Consider the following 17,377-nt stretch of genomic DNA (forward strand, 5'->3'; position numbering starts at 1 on the left):
CGGCCAGCCACGCGCGGCGTCGCGGTCGCGCGCAGGCAGGCCGGCGCCGACGATGCGCAGCGCGGTGGTGCCGGGATGACGCCGCAGGGCGGTGGCCAGATCGGGCATGCGCTCGGCCGTGCGCAGGGCCGCGGGCGCTTCCGGCAGGGCGATCACGGTGTCGCCAGCCGCGGCCTGCAACGCCGCAGCGCTGGCGCCGGCGGTGGCCACCACCAGGGTTCCCGTGCCGCCGGGCTGCGAGGGCGGCAGCAGGGCGCAATACAGCAGCGCCGCGCAGACGGGTTGCAGCACCAGCACCGCGGCCTTGCGCCCGGCCGGCAGGCGCGCACGGCGCAGCCGCCACCAGGCCAGCAGAGTGATCGCGATCACGGTCGCCAGGGCAGTCCATGCCGGCATCAGGGGCGCTCCGGTGCGTGCAAGGCATCCAGATAGCGTTGGCCGCCGGCATCCGGCGCCACGCGCGCTTGCACGGCGGCCGGTGGGCGAACCAGCAGCGGCCACAGCAATGCGCGCAGGCGCTGCCGGCATGTGGCGCAAGCCGGCGTGGTGCGCAGGGTCTCCACCGCGGCGGCCAGGTCGAGCGGTCCGTCGATGGCCGTGGCGTGCGCGGGCAGCCAGCGCGCGAAGGCGTCCAGTGCGGCGCGATCGCCGCTGCCGACGGGTTCGCCCAGCGCCTGCCACAGCGCCACCGGCTGCGGATCGGCGGTGGTACGTGCCACCAGCGCATCGGCGCCGCGGACCAGCCCGTCGCGCTTGCCGCTCATGCGCCGGCTGGGGTCGATCGGCGGCAGTTGCGTGCCCACGCGCGCCAGGTAGATGCGCTCGGCCTGCTGCACCTGCTTGATGAAGCCCAGCGCCTTGTTCGCGTAGGGCAGCGCGCGCTCGGGATGGCCCTGGCGCAACTCGCCTTCCGATTGCCACATCTGGTCCAGCGCAGCGCGCAGCAGGGCACGGGTCTGCGGGTCGAGCAGGGTGGCGGCTTCGGCGTGGTCGTGGGTGTGGCCGAATTCGGCAAGCACGTTCTCCGCCTGGCCGAAGCCGCTGCGCTCGGGCCGGCCGTTGCCGCCGCCGTGGTCGTGATCGTGATCGTGATCGTCCAGTGCGGCGGCGCCGGATTCGGCGGAGTGGGCGTCATGGTCGTGATCGTCGTGGTCATGCCCGGCGTGCGCATGGATGTCCGAACGGGCGGCGGGTGTGATTGGCGCATCGGCGGTGGGCATGTCTGCGGTGGGCAGATCGTCGGCCGGCGCGGCGTTGCCGGGCGCGGCGTCGGCGGTGGGCGGGGCCTGGGGCGCGCCTTCGCTCTCTTCGCCCAGGAACTGGCCGTAGCGCAGCCGCAGCAGGCGCTGGTCCACGCCGATGGCGTCGGAGCGCTTGAGGAAGGTACTCGCGTCCAGGCGCGGCTTCTCCTTCAGCAGCGCCTCCGCGTCGATGATGATCTGGCGCTGGCTGCGGAAATAGGCGGGCAGGGTGCGTTTGACGCTGGCCTCCAGGCCGGCGGCCATGGTCGCTTCCGGCGGCGGCCAGCGCAGGATCACGCTGGCGCTGCGCGCTTCCTGCGGGCCGGGTTGGCGGGTGTCGTGGACGATGAGCTGGGCGATCAGGTCGTCGCCCGCAGCCATGCCCAGCGCCTGTGGCTGCACGGTGGCGGCGAAGCGGCGGCGGTTGGCCGGGCCGCTGCCGGTGAGCGTGCGGCGCTGGGTGGTGAAGGTGATGTTCTCGCCGCTGCCCTGGGCCAGGGTCAGCCGCAGCTCGGCATTGGCGGCCACCGCATAGTCGTCGCTGGCCTCGAACTGCAGCACCCAGCCGCGGTCGCCGGTGGGTGCCGGTGTCCACAGCACCAGGCTCTGCTCGGGCGCCAGCACCCGCACCTGCGGCGGGCGGTCCGGCAGCACGTCCAGCCGGTGCAGCGTGCCGTCGGCCGGTGCGCCGTCGATCAGGATGCGATACAGCGCCGGCCGCAGGGCCAGCCACTGGCCGTGCCAGTGGTCGGAGCGGCCCTGCCGGGTCAGCGCGACCAGGCGGCCGTCGCCGAGCCGCAGCGCCACCGTGCGCGCGGCAGGGCCGACCTGCAGCTGCCAGTCCAGCCGGGTGCCGGCGGGCACCCGGGCGTCCAGGCCGGGCAGCCGTGCGGCCGGCAGGCCGGTGTAGGCCGGCGGCGTGCTCTGCAGCCGTGCCTGCCGCAGCGTGGGCCCTGCGCCGATGGCACGGGCGGCGGCGCGGTCCACCTTTTCCGCTGGCGGCAACACACGCGATGGCCATAGCAGCAGCGTGGCGCAGACCAGCACGCCCAGTGCGCTCCAGGGCCCGGCGCGCCGCCACGGCCAGGCTGGGCGCAGGTCGCGCGGGGTGCTGCGCAGGCGCTGCTCCAGTCGCTGCCGCTGCAGCGCCTGCAGCGGGCCGAGCCGATCGGTGGGCACGAACAGCAGATCGCTGCTGTCTTCCAGCTCCGGCGCACGGTCCAGCCGGCGGATCAGCCAGGCCTGGTCCAGCCGGCGTGCCGCCTGCAGCGCCACCGCGGCCAGCGCCAGCAGGCCTGCAAGCAACAGCGGAACGAGGGCGGCCTGCATCTGCAGACGCCAGGCCAGCACCGCCGGCAGCACCGCCAGCGGCAGCCCGAACAACAGCACGCCGGATGCCGTGCGCCGGCGTGCGGCCTGCCACGCGCGCTGCAGCTGTGGCGTGCTCATGGCGCCACGTTCCGGCGGGGTGCGGTGGCCAGCCAGCGCTCCAGGGCGAACAGCAGCAGCACCAGGCCGATCAGCCACGGCGCCAGCGACTGCGGCGGTACACGCAGCCGGATGGCGGCGCCACGCTGCGGGGACTGGGTCTGCGCCGGCGCGGTCTGCGGAGTGGGGGGCGGCTGCAGCGCGGTACGCAGGCGGGCAGGGAAGTCGGCCTCCAGCACGGCGGGCAGGTGCTGCGGTTCCAGCGGCGCACTCCAGCGCAGGAGGCGGCCGCGGCCCAGCGGCGCGGCGTCCAGCAGAGCGTCGCCATCGGGCTCACCCACCGCTTGCAGCGGGGCGGCCGATGCGTGCGGAACCGGCGCCTGCGCCCCCAGCACCAGCTGCCCACCGGCCGCGACCCAGGCGATGACCGATGCGGACGGAGGGGTGGACGACAGCCAGATCACCACCGTGCCGGGCGCCCAGCGCGCGGGCTGCGCTGCCGCAGGCGTGGTCACCGGCAAGCTGCCCGGCAGCGCCCAGGCCGCATGCACGGCGCGCAGATAGCGCAACGCCGGCATGGCAGGGGTGTCGGCCACCGCCAGCAGGGATGGCGGGGCGAGGGCCGGCGCCGGCGCGAGCGGCGAGCGGCCCGGCAGCACCTGCCAGTGCACCGCACGCGCGAGTTGCACGCGTTGCGCATCCAGTGCGCCCCATTGCGCGGGCACGATCACGCTGAGCGTGGCCTCGGCCGGCAGGCCGGCATCGAGTTCGCGCAACAGGCTGCCGATCGGCTGCGGAGTGCCGGGCGCAGTGCGATCGTGGTCCGTGTTGGTGACATCGATCGGTGCAAAGCCCGGCGCCAGCCACAGCCACTGCGCATCGTCGGCATGCGGCAAGGCACGCGCCGCAGCCAGATCCACGCCCGGGCTGACCGCGATCCGCGGACGGCTGTCCGGCCGGTCGCGCAGTGCCGGTTCGGCCAGCAGCAGCGCCAGCGCGGCCAGCAACAGCAGGCGCAGCAGCAACAAGGGCCACTCGTCCAAGCGCACCCGGTGGCGCGGGCGCGGCATCGCACGCAGCCAGCGCAGGGCGGCGAAGTCGGTGGGCCGATGCTCGCTGCGCCGTGCCAGATGGATCAGCAGCGGCATCAACAGCGCCGCCAGCGCCGCCAGGCCGGCCGGGAAGAGCAACAGCAGGTTCACTGCGGCACCAACCCGACGGCGTGGGCGCGGACCAACAGCCCGCTCATCGCGGCGCGCCTTGCGCGAACAACTGGCGCAATGCGGCATCGGCCGGCGCATCCAGATAGTGCACGGCGTGGCGGATGCCGGCGGCCTGCCAGCGGGCCTGCCGTGCGCGTTGCGCTTCGGCAAAGCGCTGCAGATAGTCCGCGCGCATGGCCGCACCGTCGCCGAGCAGCTCCTGCCCGGTTTCCGGGTCGCGGAAGCGATGGCCACCGTCGAACGGGAAGTCCCGTTCGTCGCAGGTCAGCACCTGCAGCTGTAGCACGTCGCGACGCGCGGTAGCGAATTTCTCCAGTGCGCCGGCCAGCTCCTCATCGAAACCGTCGCCGATGGACAGCAGCAGATCGTGCACGGCGATGCGTTCCCACAGCGGCCGCAGCGCGTCCAGCCCGGGCCAGCGGCCGCCCGCGCGCAAGCCATGCAGGGCCAGCCACAGCCGGTCGCGCTGGCGACTGCCGACACCGGCCGGCACCGCGACCAGGCCGCCGCCATGCAAGGCGTACAGGCCGACCCGGTCGCCCTGCTGCAGCGCCACCTCTGCAGCACAGGCGGCCAGCGTCGCCATCGTCTGCAGGCGGGTGTGATCCGGCCGCGCGCTGTCGGCCTGCCCCGCCGAAGCGGTGGCATCGAGCAGCAGCCATAGCGTGAGCGGGCTTTCGCGTTCGGCTTCGCGCACGAAGAAGCGGTCCGAGCGTGCGTAGAGTTTCCAGTCGATCTGGCGCAGCGCATCGCCCGGCTCGTAGGCGCGGTACTGCGCGAACTCCAGCCCGGCGCCACGGCTGCGGCTGGCATGCTGGCCAACGCCATGCGTGCCCTGTGCGTGCCGCGCACGCAGCTGCAGGCCGCGCAGGCGGCTGCGCACATCGGCGGGAATCAGCGGCGGCAACGGTATCTGCGCCACGGCCCGATCAGGACGGGAACGGCACGGCGTGCAGCAACATGGCGATCACATCGTCGGCGGTGCGTTGTTCGGCCTCGGCGGCGAAGGACAGCAGCAGGCGATGGCGCATCACCGGTGCGGCCAGCGCCACGACGTCTTCGCGCGTGGCCGCGAGCCGGCCATGCAACAGCGCACGTGCTTTCGATGCCAGCACCAGCGCCTGGCCGGCGCGCGGGCCGGCGCCCCATTTGATCCACTGACGCACCGCGTCGCTGGCCTGCGGACCGGGCCGGCTTGCACGCACCAGACGGTTGATCCAGGTCAGCAACTCCGCGCCGACATGCACCTCGCGCACCTGGCGCTGCAGCGCCTGCACGCTGGCGGCGTCCATCACCTTGGGCACCTGTGCGCTGGCCGTGCCGGTGGTCTGGGCGAGGATGTCGCGCTCTTCCTGTTCGCTGGGGTAATCCACGCGCACGTGCAGTAAAAAACGGTCCAGCTGCGCTTCCGGCAGCGGATAGGTGCCGGCCTGCTCGATGGGGTTCTGCGTGGCCAATACGAAGAACGGCGCCGGCAAGGCGTAGGTGGTGCCGGCATAGCTGACGGTGCGTTCGCTCATCGCTTCCAGCAGCGCGGCCTGGGTCTTGGGCGGCGTGCGATTGAGTTCGTCGGCCAGCAGCAGATGGGTGAAGATCGGCCCCTGCTGGAAGCGGAAATGCCGGTGCCCGGTGCCGTGGTCCTCTTCCAGCAATTCGGTGCCCAGGATGTCGCTAGGCATCAGGTCGGGGGTGAACTGCACGCGGCGGAACTGCAGCTCCAGGGCCTGGCCGAGCGAACGCACCAGCAGCGTCTTGCCCAGGCCGGGCGCGCCTTCCAGCAGACAGTGGCCACCGGCCAGCAGGCCGATCAGCAGCTGCTCCACCACCGCCTCCTGCCCGACCACGGCCTGCGCCAGGGCAGCGCGCAGCGCGCCAAGTTCCAAGAGCTGGGCGGCGAGCGTTTGTTCGTTCGGGGACGTCATGCGGAGATCTCGTTATGTGGCGACGTGCGTGGCTGGCGTGATTGAACGGTTGTGCTGACTCTGTGCGGGTTGCCTGCGCGGCCGGTCAGTTGGTCAGCGCGTACATCACGATGTTCACGCCGAACTTGGTGTTGTCTTCGGCCAGGAAGCGTTTGTTGCGCCAGTCGTAATCCCATTCGCAGCCATAGTCCTTGTTGCTGTAGAGCACTCCCAGCCGCCCGTCGATATGGATGCCCTTGAGGTAATCGTGCACCAGATCGTCGCCCCAGCCATTGAGCTCGAAGCTGGTGGCCGGCGGGCCATCGGGAAACTTGAAGAACGCGCTGTACAGGCGATGGGTATTGGGCAACTTTTGCAGGGCGTGGGTGCCGAAGATGGCGCGCATCTGCGCTTCGAACGAGGTGGCGAACAAGCCGTCGATGTCGTGGTTGCAATCGTCCACGAACACGAAACCGCCACTGCGCACATAGCGTTCGAAGTTGCGCCGCTCGGCCGGATTGAACTCCACCAGCTTGTGTCCGGACAGATAGCAGAACGGTGCCTGCAGCATGCGTGGATCGGCCAGGTCGACCACATGTTCCTGCGGGTCCACCCGCAACTGCGTGTAGTCGATCAACGAGGTGATCAGGTTGGACGGCATGCGCGCGTCCACATCCCAATCACCGGAGTCGTAGCGCAACCGCGTGAACCAGAAATCGTAGTTGCCGGCCGCACGCACCGGCCATGGCAGCGCCAGAGTGGCGACGCTACCGAGCAGCAGACCCAGGGCGTGGCGGCGGGAGGTCAGAGCCGGGACTCGGGACCCGGGACCCGGGACCCGGAGTGAGAATCTCGGTAAGACTTCGGATGGCAGTGAAGCGTTCTCGCTTTCGGCGATCAGAGAACCCGGACGTTCGCATGGCATGCAAGGCGGCAATGGCTCGGACTGCAAAGCCCCGCCGTTGCCTTCCGGGTCCCGGGTCCCGGGTCCCGAGTCCCGGCCCCTACTCACACCGCATCCGACAACGAGGTGAACGTGAAATCGCGCAGGCGCATCGGCGGAATCATCATCACGTAGCTGGATTCATCGCCGGCCACGCGCACCGGCTTGCCCAGCTCGTCGATGTTGTTGAGCATGATCACCGGTGATTCGTTGAAACGGAAATTCTTCACCGGGTACTTGATCTGCCCGTTCTCGATATAGAACGTGCCATCGCGGGTGAGCCCGGTGAGCAGCACCGTCTGCGGATCGACCATGCGGATGTACCAGGTGCGCGTGACCAGGATGCCCCTCTCGGTGCCGCGCACCAGCTCGGCGATGTTCTTGTCGCCACCGGCCATCAGCAGGTTGCCCGGTTCGCCGACCGCACGCTTGCCGTTCTTCTGCGCCCAATAGCGCGAATACTGCAGGTTGGCGATCTTGCCGTTCTCCACGATGGACATCTTCTCGCGCGGCAGGCCTTCCTCGTCCCACGGCATAACCGCGGCGCGCGCGTCCCACGGATCGGCGGTGATGTTCACGCGCGGGTCGTAGACCTGCTCGCCGAGCTTGTTGCCGCCGCCCTTCTTGGACAGGAAGCTGCGACCTTCGTCGGCCATGCGCGCATCGAAGTAGCGCATCATGAAAGAGATCAGCCCGGCCGCTGCCGCCGGCTCCAGGATCACGGTGTACTTGCCCGGCTCCAGCGCCTTGGCCTCGGCCGAGTCGCTGGCCTTGCGCATGGCGATGCGGATGTCCTGCTCGGCCTTGAAGTCGGCGGCATCCTTCAGGTTGCGCCCGACCCAGCCCGAGCCGCGGCCGTCTTCGGTACGCACGGTGCAGGTGTAATCGAAGCGCGCGCCGCGCTGATAGCCGAAGTTGCCCTTGCTGTTGGCGAAGGCGGTGAAGTTCTGGCCATCTTCCAGAAAACCGGCCGCGATCAGGCCCTTGCCCTTGCACGGTGCGATCGAATCGGCGGCGACCTGCGCGCGGAACGCCGGGTCCACTGCGGCGGTGGAGTCGCTGAAGGTGGGGCTGGGTTTGTAGGTCTGCTTGTCGACTGCCGGCATAAACTCCGGGTTCTCCGGCGCCAGCCGCGCCAGGTCTTCGGCACGGCGTACCACGCGTTCCAGCGATGCGTCGTCGAACGCGTTGATGGTGGCCACGCCCACGCGCTTGCCGAACGCCACCTGCACCTGCAGGTCGGTGTTGTCGACGATGCCGCTGGTGGACACGTTGTTGAGCGCGAATCGGATGTTGCCGTCGATCGAGCCGGTAAGCGTGGCGGTGCACTCGTCGGCCTTGGACAGTTTGATGACCTTGTCCAGGATGGTCTTGGCCTGCGCTTCGGTAAGGATGCTCATGTGGGTTTCTCCTGTCAGCCGAGCGAGCGGGCGGTGCTGATGACATTGATGCCATCGAAGCGAGCGGTGGACGAACCGTGCGAAACCGCCGAGACCTGGCTCGGCTGGCCCTTGCCGTCGAAGAACGAACCGCCCAGGCGGTAATCGCGTTGATCGGCCACGGCGCTGCAGGCGTTCCAGAATTCCGGGGTGCGGATCTGGTAGGCCACGTCCTCGAGCATGCGGGTGATGGCGCCATTCTTGATTTCGTAGAACAGCTGGCCACCGAATTGCGCGTTATAGCGTTGCTGGTCGATGGAGAACGAGCCGTCGCCGATGATGTAGATGCCGTTTTCCACGTCCTTGATCAGATCGTTCACGCTCAGCGGCGTCTTGCCGGCGGCCAGCGACACGTTGGCCATGCGCTGGAACTGCACGCTGGACCACGAGTCCGCGTAGCAACATCCGTCTGAAGCGGTCTTGCCGAGGATATGCGCCTGGTCGCGGATGGCCTGGAAATCCACCAGCTTGCCGTCGCGGATCAGGTCCCATTGCTTGGTCTTCACGCCCTCGTCGTCGTACCCCACCGCGCCCAGGCTGCCGGGCTGGGTCTTGTCGGCCAGGATGTGCACCTTGTCGCTGCCGTACTGGAAGCCGGCCTGACGCTTGTCCAGCGTGGCGAAGCTGGTGCCGGCGTAATTGGCCTCGTAGCCAAGCACGCGGTCCAACTCCAGCGGGTGGCCGACCGATTCGTGGATGGTGAGCCAGGTATGCGAAGGATCCAGCACCAGGTCGTACTTGCCAGGCTTGACCGAGGGCGCCTTGAGTTTTTCCTGCGCCTGCCTGGCCGCGGCGATGGCGTCTTCCTTCATGTCGTAGGACATGCCGTAGTTCACCACGCCATTGGGCGAGACGAACTTGCCGGAGGCAGCGCCGTCCAGATATTCGTAGCCCATGCCCATCGGCGCGGACAGCCCCTCGCGGGTGCGGAACTTGCCGCTGGCCTTGTCGATGGCGGTCACGCTCATCGGCGCCCAGATGCGGTGCACGTCCTGGTCGATGTAGGAGCCATCGGTACTGGCGAAATACTTCTGTTCGTTGACCACGAACAGCATCGAGTTGACGAAGTTGGCGCCGGCCGCGGTGGCCGCGGCATTGACGCCCAGCAGCAGGTCCACCTTGTCCTTGATCGGCACTTCCATCGCGTTCTTGCTGATCGGCGTCTTCCAGCTGACCTCGCCCACGCCGGGGGTGGGCGCCAGCTGCACCGGCGTACCCTGCACCTTGGCGTTGGCCTTGGCGATGGCCACCGCCTGCGCCGCGGCCTTGGCCACGCCCTGTTCGGTGAGCTCGTTGGTGGCAGCGAATCCCCACGCGCCGCCCACGATCACGCGGATGCCCGTGCCGATGGACTCGGTGTTGACCACGTTCTGCACCTTGTCCTCGCGGGTGATCACGAACTGGCGCAGATAGCGCCCGATGCGCACATCGCAGTAGCTGGCACCGGCCTGCCGCGCGGCGGCCAGACCGGCATCGGCCAGGCGTTTCTTGCGGCCCACATCGAAGGGCGTCAGCAATTGCTCGGCGGCAATCGCATTGCCGAAATAGGCAGGCACGATCAGCCCGCCCATGGTCAGCCCGGTCAGGGCCAGGAAATCACGTCGCTGCACGGGCAACTCCCCAATAGGTCCGCGCGGTGCGCGGGTAGCGTGGTGAGGCGCAGATCGCATCTGCACGGTGTCGCCGATTCTTGCCGGGGGAAGAATGCTCCGTCAAATGACTTTCGGCAGGGGTACGCGTTCAACCGTTGGCCCGTATGAAGCCGGTAGCCCTACCGGCTTGCGTTGATGGGCGGCGAGCGCGGCTGGCGGTGTTCGATGATCATGCTTGTACCTTGGAATGGTCACGCGACGGTGAGCGGGCAAGGACCGGTCACGATGGTCGGTGTGCATGGTTGCAAGCAAGGCATGAAGTGCGTTGCTTGAATACGGTGCGTCGGACGAGTGTACTGATGCAAGCCGAGCAACGGACAAGCTTTGGGGAGGCAACCGACCAACATTCTGGTGCGGTGTCCTTGCCGATTGCGGGACCGTGTGGCGGCATGGATGCCGCCACCGAGCCTACACGGACGTACTTGCGGCGTGTCCCGCGAGCGGTGAGGGCACCGCACCCTCGACTGACCAGGCTGTTGACCGCATCTAAACAAGCAGGACGTCGGTAGTAGCGCTCCGACTATCTCCAGGTAAGACCGCTCTGCCAAAGACACTGCCAACCGTTTGCTCGCAGCCCTCACCCCAACGAACGCGCGGTACTGATCACATTGATGCCATCGAAGCGCGCGGTGGACGCGCCATGCGACACCGCCGAGACCTGGCTCGGCTGACCCTTGCCGTCGAAGAACGAGCCGCCCAGGCGGAAGTCGCGCTCGTCGCACACCGCGCTGCAGGCGTTCCAGAACTCGGGCGTGCGGATCTGATAGGCAGCGTCTTCCACCAGCCGGGTGATCCGGCCGTTCTCGATCTCGTAGAACAGCTGCCCGCCGAACTGCGCGTTGTAGCGCTGCTGATCGATCGAATACGAACCACGGCCATGGATGTACAGACCGCGCTCCACGTTCTTGATCATGTCCGCAACCGCCAACGGCGTCTTGCCGGGCGCCAGCGACACATTGGGCATGCGCTGGAACTGCACGTTCGACCACGAATCGGCGTAGCTGCAACCGTCGGAGGCGGTCTTGCCCAACAGGTGTGCCTGGTCGCGCGTGCATTGGTAGTCGACCAGGATGCCGTCCTTGACCAGGTCCCACTGTTTGGTCTTGACGCCTTCATCGTCGTAGCCCACCGCGCCCAGGCTGCCGGGCTGGGTCTTGTCGGCGACGAAGGTCACCGTCTCGCTGCCCCAGCGGAACTTCGCATCGCGCTTGTCCAGCGTGGCGAAGCTGGTGCCGGCGTAGTTTGCCTCGTAACCGAGCACGCGATCGAGCTCGAGCGGATGGCCCACCGACTCGTGGATGGTCAGGAACAGGTTGCTCGGGTCGATCACCAGATCGTACTTGCCCGCCTTCACCGATGGTGCGGTGAGCTTGGCGCGTGCCTGCCTGGCCGCGGCAATGGCGTCTTCGCGCGCGTCGTAGCTTTTCCCGTAACCGACAAGCCCGCCCGGCAACGCATGCTTTTCGCGCGCATCGCCATCCAGGTATTCGTAGCCCATCCCCATCGGCGAAGACAATCCATCGCGGGTGCGGAACTTGCCGCTGGCCTTGTCTACCGCGGTGACGGTGAAGGGCAGCCACAGCCGATGCACGTCCTGATCGATGTAGGAGCCATCGCTGCTGGCAAAGTACTTCTGCTCGTTGATCGCAAACATGCGCGATGCGACGAACGTGGCGCCGGCATTGAGCGCAGCTGAGTTGACGTCCATCAGTAGCGCCACCTTGTCCTGCAGGGGCACTTCCATTGCGTTCTTCCTGATCGGTGTCTTCCAGCTGACCTGCCCGGCTGGCGTCACCGGCGCCAATTGCACCGGTGTGCCGCCCAGGCGCGCATTTGCCTTCGCAATGGCAACCGCCTGCCGGGTGGCGGCTGCCACGCCATCGCTGGTCAGCGTATTGGTCGCGGCAAAGCCCCAGGCGCCATCGGCCAGCACGCGCACGCCCACGCCGCTGGATTCGGCATTGACCACGTTCTCCACCTGCGCCTCGCGGGTGATCACGAACTGGCGCAGATAGCGCCCCACGCGCACATCGCAATAGCTGGCGCCAGCGGCCTTGGCCGTGGTCAGCGCGCTATCGGCCAGGCGCCGGTTGCGCGCCGCGTCCACGGGCGCGAGCAATTGTTCGGCAGCGATCAGGCGGGTGTGCGGCAGCAGCAAGCCGGCAGCGCCGATGCCGGACAGGGTGAGGAAGGTGCGACGGTCCACGTGCGGATTCTCCGATCGATGCGCGCAGCGCAAGAGGTGCACGCCAGCACCCGAGCCTCGCCGCGTGTGCCGATTTGGTCAAGTGCCGTCGCGTGTCTGGCCCGGCGCGCAGGCCACCAGCCAGAATGCTATCGCTGTCGCAGTAAGCGAACGCGAGCGCTTGTGGCGTGGCGCGCGCGCCGTTATCTTCCCCGTCTTCGCGACCTCGCTCCGGTCGCCTCGTGCGCGGCCTTGGCAGGGCGTGCGACGTCTACATCGTTCTGGGGACAACGTGATGAAAACAACGATAGCTCGCCGCGGTGTGGCAGCGCTTATCATCGTGTCCGGCATGCTGCCGATGGTGAGTGCCGCCGCCGACTGGTATGTATCGCCGACCGGCTCGGACAGCAATCCCGGCACGCGTGCGCAGCCATTCGCCACCGTGATGGCCGCGCAGGCCGCGGCCAGCGCGGGCGACACCGTCATCCTGCGTGGCGGTACCTATCGGCCCACCACCGCCAATGTGAGTGTCGTCGGGCGCACCAATGCCATCGTCAACGACATCACCAAGGACGGCATCAGCTACGTCAACGCTCCCAACGAGCGGCCCGTGTTCGACTTCTCCGCCGTGACGCCTGCGGACCGCCGCGTGGTGGCCTTTCGCATCGGTGCCGATCACTGTGTGTTCCGCGGCTTTGAGGTGATTGGCGTCCGGATCACCATTGCCGACCGCCTGACGCAGTCGGAGGCCTTCCGGGTAGAGGGCGGCAACGACAACTTGTTCGAACGTCTGGCGATCCACGATGGCCAGGCGATTGGTTGGTATCTGGTGGCCGGCAGCAACAACCGCGTGCGCAATGTCGATGCATACAACAACAAGGGCTTGAACAGCTTTTCCCACGGCAACATCGACGGCTTCGGCGTCCATCCGGCCGCAGCCGGCAGCACCGGCAACCTCATCGAGGGCAGCCGTGCCTGGAACAACAGCGATGACGGTTTCGATCTGATCAATGCCTGGGAGGCGGTCACGCTGCAGCACAACTGGGCGTTCCGCAACGGCCTGGACGTGGACGGCACGCCGCTGGGCGACGGCAACGGCTTCAAGGCGGGCGGTTACGGCCGCAACGGAAGCGCCTATCCGCAACCGGTGCCGCAGCATCGCATTGCCTTCAACCTGTCGGTGGACAACCGTAGCAACGGCTTCTATGCCAACCATCAGATCGGCGGGCAGACCTGGATCAGCAACACCGCCATCCGCAACGGCCGCGCCAACTTCGACATGCTTTCCACCCAAGCCGACAACCGCACCGACGTGCCCGGTTACGGTCACACCCTGGCCAACAATCTCGGCTATGGCGCAAAGATCGAGATCGCCAATCTGGGCGCGGCCAGTGCCAACACCATCGGACGCAACTCCTTCATCTCTCCGCTCACTGCCATCGCGCGCGATTTCGTCAGCCTGGACGCACGCCAGCTCACCCGCCGGCGCCAGGCCAACGGCGATCTGCCGGTGATCACCTTCGCCACTCTGGCACCAGGCAGCGCGCTGATCGACGCGGGCGGCGATACCGGCGAAGCCTTCAACGGGCGTGCACCGGATCTGGGCGCATTCGAATCGCCTTAGTGCAGCTCAGGCAGGGCGTGGTGGAGCGCGCCTCAGCCGGCGGTCGAGCAGATACCCCAACACGCCGCCGAGGGCAATTGGCAGCAGCGCATAGATCGGGATGAACACCAACGCGATCGCCGACTGCGCATCGGCGCGCAGGTCCAGGGTGCTGTGCGCCCAGGCCAGTGCGCCGTAGCCGAGGCCGCAGGGAATCAGCAAGGCGACCGGCCGCCGATACGCCAAGCTGATGGCCACCAATGCGCCCCACGCGATGGCGTTGAATGCCGCGAAGAACAACCAGCCGCCGAGCGATACATCGGTGTACTGCGCGAGCCAGTCCAGCCCACGCGGCAGGCGCACTGCATAAGGCAGCACCACGCCCACCAGAACCAGCAGCAGTCGGGCGGTGCGCATGTTCATCGCTTCAGCTCGGTTGACGTCACCGCGATAGTGCGGACCGCCGCAATGCTTGTCGATGTCGTTGCGGCCGTCAACGCCCCTGGCTGCGCGGCGGTATTGCTCGAAACGGAGATTGATGGTGGCCGTGCCGAGCGTTACTTCCTGAAGGTGGTAGGACGTTCCAGCTGGTAGATCGCCTCACCCAGATCATCCAGTTTGCTGGCAACGGCGGCCTGCGCATCGTAGATGCCCCGATTGTAGAAGTAGGCTCCTACCTCTTCGGTGAAGAAATCCAGTAAAAACTCGGCGTCGAAGCGGCCGATCTGCTGCTTCAGTTCCTCGGTGAAATACAGCTGGATCCTGCGCGTGATCGCCGCTCGCCTTCGCTGAATTCAATGTCTGCCATAAATGCTCTAGTAAACAGTCGATAATTTTGGCTGGAGCCCGGGATTGGATACCACATCGGTTACCTCGATGTGGGTGCAGTCAAAGCTCCCGCCCAAGCCATAGCAGGGTTCCAGTTCCACCCGCATGGGTAACTGCCCGGATATCGTCAGGTCATCCAGAACGTTCTCCGTAAAGACTCCATTCGAATGTGACGCTGACAACGGTTGATTTCACCAGCACGACCGCAGCACCCACGCGAAGGCGGGTGCCCCTGATCTGCTCAACATGGGCGATGAAAGGACCTTGGTATGTCAGCCCTGCGCCTTTTCAAACTCCAGGTGATACCGCGTGGCCTGGTTCACTTCGTTCTTCGAGCCCAGGAACACCGGCACGCGCTGATGCAGTTGCGTGGGCTGGATGTCCAGGATGCGTTCGCGCCCCGTGGTGGCGGCGCCACCGGCCTGTTCCACCAGCATGCCCATCGGGTTGGCTTCGTACATCAGACGCAGCTTGCCCGGCTTGGCAGCGTCCTTCTTGTCCCAGGGATAGATGAAGATGCCGCCGCGGGTGAGGATGCGGTGCACGTCGGCCACCATGCTGGCGATCCAGCGCATATTGAAGTTCTTGCCGCGCGGTCCTTCGTTGCCGGCCAATAAGTCGCCCACGTAGGCCTGCATCGCCGGCTCCCAGTGGCGCTGGTTGGACATGTTGATGGCGAATTCGGCGGTGTCCTCGGGCACGCGCATGTCGCGCTGGGTCAGCAGGAAACTGCCTTCCTCGCGCTCCAGGGTGAAGGCATGGGTGCCGTGGCCGAGCGTGAGCACCAGCATGGTGCTGGGGCCGTAGATGCAGTAGCCGGCGGCGACCTGCTGGGTGCCTGGTTGCAGGAAGTGCTCGTCGCCGGGCTTTTCGGTGCCCTTGGGGGCGCGCAGCACCGAGAAGATGGTGCCGACCGAGACGTTGACGTCGATATTGGAGCTGCCGTCCAGCGGGTCGAACAGCAGCAGGAAGTCGCCGCTGGGATATTGGTCGGGTACCGGCTGGCTGTGGTCCATCTCTTCGGAGGCGCACGCGGCCAGGTGGCCGCCCCAGGCGTTGGCTTCGAGCAGGATGTCGTTGCTCAGCACGTCGAGCTTCTTCTGCGCCTCGCCCTGCACGTTGCCGGTGCCGGCATCGCCGAGCACGCCGCCCAGGGCGCCCTTGCTCACCGCGATGGAGATGCGCTTGCAGGCGCGCGAGACGATGGTGATCAGCTGGCGTAGTTCCGCATCGATACGGCCGGCATGTTGTTCTTCGATCAGGAAGCGGGTCAGCGAGGGACGCGACATGGAGCGGGCAGCCTGTTGTAGGAAGTGGTCCGCCATTGTCGCCATTGCGCCGTTAGATTTCGATCACTTGATGCGCGTTTTGTATCGTGGCTGATCGAATCTGTGCGAATGGGGGTGGGGTGTTGTGTCCTCCCCTCCAGCCCGAGGGCCCCCATCCGCCCTGCGGGCACCTTCCCCCGCAGGCGGGGGAAGGGAAGCGGCGGGGGAAGGCTGGCGGGTGGAGGTAAGGGAGCGGGTCGCGACCGATCCGCCAGTCGCTCGGCGGCGCAGGCAAAAAGAAACCGGGAGGCTTGCGCGCTCCCGGTCTGCAGTACGTCGATGCGGCTGCGCGCAACAACGGGCTCGCTTACATCCGGCTGACGGTCGCCACGGCCTGGGCCACATAGTCCAGGTTGCGCTGGCTCAGCGCGGCCACGCAGATGCGGCCGGTGCCGACGGCATAGATCGCGAACTCGTCGCGCAGGCGGTCCACCTGGGTCCGGGTCAGGCCCGAGTACGAGAACATGCCGGCCTGGCGCTGGATGAAGTCGAACTCCGGCGCACCCAGCGTGGCGAGTTTTTCCACCAGCCCTGCGCGCAGGGAATGGATGCGCTCGCGCATTTCGGTCAGTTCCTGTTCCCACACATCGCGTAGCTCCGGGCTGGTCAGCACGCCGGCCACCAGCGCAGCGCCATGCGTGGACGGGCTGGAATAGATGGTGCGGATGATGCGCTTGACCTGCGACTGCACCGCCTTGGCTTCGGCCGCGGTGGCCGAGACCACCGACAGCGCGCCCACGCGCTCGCCATACAGCGAGAACGACTTGGAGTAGGAACTGGCGACCACGTAGCTATCGATGCCTTCGGCAGCCAGCAGGCGTACCGCATAGGCATCGGCTTCGATGCCCTGGTCGAAGCCCTGGTAGGCGATGTCGACGAACGGGAACAGGTTGCGCTCTTTCAACAGGCCGGCGACCTGCTTCCACTGCTCCTTGCTGAGGTCCGCGCCGGTGGGGTTGTGGCAGCAGGCGTGCAGCAGCACCACCGTGCCCGGCTCCAGCCTGGCCAGGTCGGCGAGCATGCCGTCGAAATTCAGGCCGTGGGTTGCCGCATCGAAGTAGGTGTAATCCACCACCTCGAAGCCGGCCGCGCCGAACACCGCGCGATGGTTTTCCCAACTGGGGTTGCTGATGGCGATGGTGGCGGTGGGCAGCAGCTTCTTGAGCAGATCCGCACCCACGCGCAACGCGCCACTGCCGCCGACGGTCTGCGAGGTGGCCACGCGACCGGCCGCCAGCAGCGCCGACTCGGCGCCGAACAGCAGCTCCTGGGTGGCCTTGTCGTAGGCGGCCAGGCCGTCGATGGGCAGGTAGCCGCGCGGCTTGGCGTCCTGCGCGAGCTGCTGCTCGATCCTGTGCACGGCGCGCAGCAGCGGGATGCGGCCGTTCTCGTCGTAATAGATGCCCACGCCCAGGTTGACCTTGTTGGGGCGGCTGTCGGCGTTGTAAGCCTCGGTCAAGCCCAGGATGGGATCGCCTGGAACCTGTTCCACGTTTGCAAAGAAGGACACGGCATGACTCGCTGAAGGACGAAAGAGTGGGGTGCTTCCGGATCGTTGCCCGCTGCGGGGCCAAACCAGCGCATCGTAGCAGGGCGCGGCGGGCGT

13 protein-coding genes and 1 pseudogene are annotated in these 17,377 nt (G+C 67.4%); 1 reads left to right on the forward strand and 13 read right to left on the reverse strand.

The window, feature by feature from the left end:
* The 9 genes and pseudogenes from LL962_RS00005 to LL962_RS00045 all read right to left on the reverse strand — a co-directional run.
* A pseudogene (locus LL962_RS00005) lies at positions 1-396 on the reverse strand (carboxypeptidase regulatory-like domain-containing protein); the annotation flags it as partial.
* A complete protein-coding gene (locus LL962_RS00010; protein WP_228315429.1) occupies positions 396-2,690 on the reverse strand; it encodes a DUF4175 domain-containing protein in 2,295 nt (764 codons plus the stop codon). The pseudogene LL962_RS00005 and the gene LL962_RS00010, both read right to left, overlap by 1 nt.
* Positions 2,687-3,871, reverse strand: coding sequence for a BatA domain-containing protein (locus LL962_RS00015; protein WP_228315430.1), 1,185 nt, complete (start codon positions 3,869-3,871; stop codon positions 2,687-2,689). The genes LL962_RS00010 and LL962_RS00015 overlap by 4 nt, the downstream gene beginning before the upstream one ends.
* Positions 3,872-3,914: 43 nt before the next feature.
* Complete coding sequence (locus LL962_RS00020; protein WP_104588739.1) at positions 3,915-4,805, reverse strand: DUF58 domain-containing protein; 891 nt, start codon at positions 4,803-4,805, stop codon at positions 3,915-3,917.
* Between the two features lie 16 nt (positions 4,806-4,821).
* Positions 4,822-5,814, reverse strand: coding sequence for an AAA family ATPase (locus LL962_RS00025; RefSeq protein ID WP_104588696.1), 993 nt, complete (start codon positions 5,812-5,814; stop codon positions 4,822-4,824).
* A gap of 85 nt (positions 5,815-5,899) precedes the next feature.
* On the reverse strand, positions 5,900-6,718 hold the full coding sequence (locus LL962_RS00030; RefSeq protein WP_441004842.1) for a DUF4159 domain-containing protein: 819 nt from the start codon (positions 6,716-6,718) through the stop codon (positions 5,900-5,902).
* 83 nt (positions 6,719-6,801) lie between these two features.
* Positions 6,802-8,136, reverse strand: coding sequence for a TldD/PmbA family protein (locus LL962_RS00035; protein ID WP_228315431.1), 1,335 nt, complete (start codon positions 8,134-8,136; stop codon positions 6,802-6,804).
* 14 nt (positions 8,137-8,150) lie between these two features.
* On the reverse strand, positions 8,151-9,785 hold the full coding sequence (locus tag LL962_RS00040) for a TldD/PmbA family protein (RefSeq protein ID WP_228315432.1): 1,635 nt from the start codon (positions 9,783-9,785) through the stop codon (positions 8,151-8,153).
* A gap of 619 nt (positions 9,786-10,404) precedes the next feature.
* Entirely contained in the window at positions 10,405-12,033 is a 1,629-nt protein-coding gene (locus tag LL962_RS00045; protein ID WP_228315433.1) for a TldD/PmbA family protein, read from the reverse strand.
* A 301-nt stretch (positions 12,034-12,334) separates the two neighbouring features.
* Between LL962_RS00045 and LL962_RS00050 the strand changes: the two genes are divergently transcribed.
* Positions 12,335-13,636: a right-handed parallel beta-helix repeat-containing protein gene (locus LL962_RS00050; RefSeq protein WP_228315434.1), complete on the forward strand. Its 1,302-nt coding sequence runs from the start codon at positions 12,335-12,337 to the stop codon at positions 13,634-13,636.
* Positions 13,637-13,642: 6 nt separating this feature from the next.
* Here the strand turns inward: LL962_RS00050 and LL962_RS00055 are convergent, their stop codons facing one another.
* The 4 genes from LL962_RS00055 to LL962_RS00070 all read right to left on the reverse strand — a co-directional run bounded on the left by LL962_RS00055 (position 13,643) and on the right by LL962_RS00070 (position 17,281).
* The gene (locus LL962_RS00055; protein WP_228315435.1) at positions 13,643-14,038 is read right to left on the reverse strand and encodes a hypothetical protein; all 396 of its coding nucleotides are present in this window, start codon (positions 14,036-14,038) and stop codon (positions 13,643-13,645) included.
* 134 nt (positions 14,039-14,172) lie between these two features.
* Positions 14,173-14,409: a DUF2164 domain-containing protein gene (locus LL962_RS00060; RefSeq protein WP_228315650.1), complete on the reverse strand. Its 237-nt coding sequence runs from the start codon at positions 14,407-14,409 to the stop codon at positions 14,173-14,175.
* A gap of 306 nt (positions 14,410-14,715) precedes the next feature.
* Complete coding sequence (locus LL962_RS00065) at positions 14,716-15,732, reverse strand: class 1 fructose-bisphosphatase (RefSeq protein WP_228315436.1); 1,017 nt, start codon at positions 15,730-15,732, stop codon at positions 14,716-14,718.
* A gap of 346 nt (positions 15,733-16,078) precedes the next feature.
* Positions 16,079-17,281: an amino acid aminotransferase gene (locus tag LL962_RS00070; RefSeq protein WP_228315437.1), complete on the reverse strand. Its 1,203-nt coding sequence runs from the start codon at positions 17,279-17,281 to the stop codon at positions 16,079-16,081.
* Positions 17,282-17,377 lie beyond the last annotated feature (96 nt).

The organism is Xanthomonas sp. NCPPB 1067, from assembly GCF_020783795.1.
GTDB lineage: Bacteria > Pseudomonadota > Gammaproteobacteria > Xanthomonadales > Xanthomonadaceae > Xanthomonas > Xanthomonas melonis.